This window comes from Rhodopseudomonas sp. AAP120 (assembly GCF_001295845.1).
Taxonomy (GTDB): Bacteria; Pseudomonadota; Alphaproteobacteria; order Rhizobiales; family Xanthobacteraceae; genus Rhodopseudomonas.
Genome location: NZ_LJIC01000183.1, coordinates 1 through 3,476, shown reverse-complemented (window position 1 = coordinate 3,476; position 3,476 = coordinate 1). Strand labels below are relative to the sequence as shown.

General features: G+C 63.8%; 3 protein-coding genes and 2 pseudogenes. 2 read left to right on the top strand and 3 right to left on the bottom strand.

The annotated features are described in order from the left end of the window. Positions 1-190, top strand: a pseudogene (locus IP86_RS24835) (tRNA (N(6)-L-threonylcarbamoyladenosine(37)-C(2))-methylthiotransferase MtaB); the annotation flags it as partial. A gap of 1 nt (position 191) precedes the next feature. Here IP86_RS24835 and IP86_RS24830 read toward each other — a convergent pair. Continuing rightward, entirely contained in the window at positions 192-476 is a 285-nt protein-coding gene (locus tag IP86_RS24830; RefSeq protein WP_054165115.1) for a PilZ domain-containing protein, read from the bottom strand. Between the two features lie 48 nt (positions 477-524). Then, the gene (locus tag IP86_RS24825) at positions 525-1,649 is read right to left on the bottom strand and encodes a DUF2336 domain-containing protein (RefSeq protein WP_197279983.1); all 1,125 of its coding nucleotides are present in this window, start codon (positions 1,647-1,649) and stop codon (positions 525-527) included. 309 nt (positions 1,650-1,958) lie between these two features. On the opposite strand from IP86_RS24825, the gene IP86_RS24820 reads away from it, so the two are divergent. Next, positions 1,959-2,900: a helix-turn-helix domain-containing protein gene (locus IP86_RS24820; protein WP_054165113.1), complete on the top strand. Its 942-nt coding sequence runs from the start codon at positions 1,959-1,961 to the stop codon at positions 2,898-2,900. A gap of 176 nt (positions 2,901-3,076) precedes the next feature. Here the strand turns inward: IP86_RS24820 and IP86_RS24815 are convergent. Further along, positions 3,077-3,476, bottom strand: a pseudogene (locus IP86_RS24815) (RNA pseudouridine synthase); the annotation flags it as partial.

The window sequence follows — 3,476 nt, the reverse complement described above, 5'->3', positions numbered from 1 at the left end:
CGCCGCCGGCGAAGCCGCGCTGCAGCGGCGGCTGGCGGCCGAGATCGGCGCCGTGCGAGATGTGCTGATCGAAAGCCCGACGCAGGGACGCACCGAGCATTTCATCCCGGTCGCGATCGGCGGCGCAACGCCCGGCGCAGTGCGCCGGCTGACGATGGCCGGGCACGATGGCGCACGGCTTGCGGTGTAGGTCAGCGGGCCGTTTCCTTGATGAAGCGGGCCGCGATCCGGCCGGCTTCGATCCGGACCACGGCGCAGAGCCGGCTGGCCATGCCCCTCGGCTTGAACTCCAGCAGAAACGTTCTGAGGTCGAGCTCCTGGATCGAGTCGGCGTAGCTCAGCAGAACGCCGGACTCCGAGATATCCAGCAGCTTGCCCTCGCGTCGCCATAGGCCGTCGACACTGACGATGCGCACATCGATGCTGGTCCCACGTTGAAATTGCACACGCTTGGCCTTGCGCTTGTCCCAGCTCATTGCGGTTCTCTCCCCACCAATTGATTGCGGCGATTTCGGTCGCTTGCGCTAGGCGCTCGCCTGGGTGCTTTCGCGCACTTTCCAGAACCTCAGCATCCGCTGCGCACTGGCTTTCGACAGCTTCGCGAACTCCTGCCCGATCCGGTCGAGCTCGGGTGTCGAGAGCGGCGCGCCTGAAAAGCGCATCTGCAGGATCGCGCTGACCGTCTCCCACCTGAGGTCGGCGGCGCGGCACGGCACCAGCAGGCCGTCGCAGCGCGGGCTCTGCATCAGCGGTTTGAGGATGTCGATCGGCGTCGATGCCAGCAGCGACAGCGCGGCGACCGTTTCCTCGTATTGGCGGGCCTTCGCGAACCGCAGCAGGTCCTTTTCCTGCAGCTCGCCCTTCTCCTTGAGCAGCTCGACAAATCTGCGGGCCGCCGCGTAATCACGCGGCTGTGAGACCTCGTGGTCCACGGCCCGCACGACGGAATTGAGAACATGCTGGACTTCGTTGCGCACTTTCTCGGGCATCACCGCCAGCAGCCGCTCGCGCACCGCTTCCTTCGCTCTCAGCAACAGATCGCGTAGCAGCTTGATCGGGATGTCGATGCGCCGGCCCGCCTTTTCGGCGAGGAGTTCGTCGTGCTCGGCGGCTTGGGCGAGCACCGCGAAGCCGGCCGCCGAGATCGACGAGGTCTCGTTGCTCAGCAACCGATGGAAGACCTCCATGTTTCCGCGCGCGACCAGCACGTCCGTCACCGGATCGGTCAGCGTCGGGCGGCCGGAGATCGCCAGCAGGTGAGCCTGCCCCTTGGTCTTTGCAATTTCCACGAGATCGCTCGTCGTCAGACGCGCCGACTCTTCCAGCACGGGCCCTGCGACCTCGATATCGTCGTTTCTCGCCAGCTTTCTGATCGTCTCCAGCGGCGCGTTGTCGATCGGCGCCAGCCGGACGCTCAGCTCGGCCAGAGCCCGCGTTTCGATCTTCCTGATCAAATGGCCGAGGACCTGATCGAAAACGGCGATCTGGTCTTCGTTGAATTTGTTGCTGCCGCCCAGAAACAGATCGGTGACCCGCCGCAGAGTCTCCAGGCGGCGTTCGGCCGACCCGGTTTGAATCGCGGTCTCGAGTTCGTCGAGCAGTGAGCCTTGAGCTGAGCCTTGTGCCGTCGTCGCCGCCAAATCGGACACGTCAGAATATCCTCGAAACTGATCGCTTCGCATGACTGCGTCCCACGTTCGGTTTGTTTCTGTCGGCGTGGTGATACGCAGTCGACCCGCTGAGCAATGTTTCAAGCGCCGGTTAGACGCGCCTTAACGAGCGGTAGAATCGATATCGAAAATCTGCAAAGACCTAGACATTCGGACGGCGCAGCCGTCAGATACTAATCGATCATCCGAGTGAGCCAGACGGTCCGTTCATGGGCTGCGCGTAGGCAGCCTGCTCATATTTCGTGCGCGTGTATTAGGCGCTGTTTTCCCGATTTTCCCTGAAATGCAATGAACAACGCGCTGTCACTGGCCCCGTCGTCTGCGCTGCGGGTATGCTGCTTCGATGATATCGATCAGTATCGATGGTCTGCCGAAGGCTTGCAGCTCGACTTCACGCCGCTGGCCCGAAAGATCTCTGCCCGGCAGCTGATCGTGAACTTGCCGGGCTGCGATATCGTCGTGGAGCGAACGTTTCCCCGCCTGATCGATGCGAAGCTGATGCCGGGGCGGACGGCGATCGTGCTCTCGATGAGCGATGAATCTACGTTGCAGATCAACGGCGTCGATCTCGATTCAGATACGCTCGTTCTTGGATACGACAGAGCGATTTTCGTCGGGCGGGAAACTACACCGATCTGGTTTGCCTGTGTGGTGTTCAAGCACGACATGCGCGATCGCGGATGGCCGGCCGCCGCAAAAGGCTTCGACATCTTCACCCTGTCGAGGCCTGCTCATCACAGGCTTCGCGCTCTGGTGCAGGAAGTCGCGACGTTCGCGTCCCGATCCCCCGACGACATCCAGAAACCGGAGGTCGCCCGAGGCATCGACGAATCGCTCCTTGCGGCTGTGGACGAGGCGCTGGCGGATTCGGTCTCGATCTTCGGCGCGCGGTCTGCTCACACCGAGCGATTTCTGGCTGTCGTCAAAGGCATCGACGAGATCATTTCGGAGAACCCCGCGAACCCGATCTACAGCGGCGATCTGGCTCGCGCGCTCGGCGTTTCGGTTCGGACCATCCACACCGCGGTGCTGCAATATCGCGGCATGAGCCTGCACCGTTACCTGCGGCTGAAGCGGCTCTGGCAGGTCCGGCAGCGGCTCTTGAGCGGCAATATCAGCGTCAAGGCCTGCGCGCTGGCCTACGGCTTCTGGCACCTGAGCGATTTCTCGCGGAGCTACCGGACGCTGTTCGGTGAACTGCCGTCGCAGACGCTCGCTTTGGCGCACTAGACGGGCGGTCTCGGTCGCGTCGATCGAAGTCCGTGGGGCTGCCTCGGCGGCATTGCGCGCCGGCTCGAACTACACGAGTGGCGCAACCAATCACTCGGCCCGCGATCGTCGAACAAACTCGTGCATCGCGGCGAGTGCATCTGATCGTCACCACGACCGCCGCGAGCCTCGTATTACTACGTGGTCGCCCACCCGCAGGCCGTCAGCCGCGGATGCATGTGCGGCGGCGGCGGCGCGGTGACGACAACCGGCGGCTTGTTGCGCGACAGCGGGATCACGATCTCGCGCGCATGCAGATGCAGCCGCGGTTCACCGAAGCGCGGACCGTTGCCGTAGATATTGTCACCGACGATCGGCCACCCCATCGCGGCGCAATGCACCCGAAGCTGATGCGTCCGGCCGGTGATCGGCTCCAGCGCCAGCCAGGTGAGATGTGTCGGCGGCGGCGCGCCGATCTTGGCACCCGGCCGCCAAGCCAAATCATCACTCTCTCGGCCCGCACGGCGAGCTCCCTCTCCCGCCTGCGGGAGAGGGTTGGGGTGAGGGCGCCCCAAGGATGGCGTCCCGTTGTGGAGC